Raw genomic sequence first — 531 nt, forward strand, 5'->3', positions numbered from 1 at the left:
TCTCGGACAATACAAAAACAGCATTAAAAGCGGACGTCGATCAAGACGCAATTAACGCTGCCAGCGCTAAAGTAGCTATTGTGGACAATGGTGCGGAAAAGGCTGCGTTGCTCGCCGACCTTCATTCCGCACAGCAGTTGTTGGACGCTCAGCTCGAAGCGATTGCTAACTTGCTAGCTGCTACTGAGGCTGTAAACGGGTTATTCTCGGACAATACAAAAACAGTATTAAAAGCGGGAGTCGATCAAGCGGCAATCGATGCTGCCAGAGCTAAAGTAGCTCTAGTCGTAGATGGTGCGGAAAAGTTTGCTCTAGAACAAGCCATCGAGACAGCTCAAGAATTACTTGACCAAGTCTTGGACCCACCGACTTTAGCAGGGATAGCTCCCAATGTCGACACCGTGCGGATTACCTTTGACGATGATGCAGTGTGGAGAGACAAAATCACAGGGATTTTTCTAAATGGCAACTCGGTTTCCATCCACAGCTCTAGGGTGAATAAATCTAACGCGGGTATCATTGAAATTAATT

Annotated in this window: 1 protein-coding gene; it reads left to right on the forward strand. The window is 47.1% G+C overall.

Annotation, left to right across the window (positions count from 1 at the left end; all coding sequences use genetic code 11):
* Positions 1-531: toxin Cry1Ac domain D-VI-related protein (locus tag ACFP56_RS08500; RefSeq protein ID WP_379234636.1), on the forward strand; the 531-nt coding region annotated here is incomplete at both ends.

The organism is Paenibacillus septentrionalis (genome assembly GCF_042659865.1).
Taxonomy (GTDB): domain Bacteria; phylum Bacillota; class Bacilli; order Paenibacillales; family Paenibacillaceae; genus Pristimantibacillus; species Pristimantibacillus septentrionalis.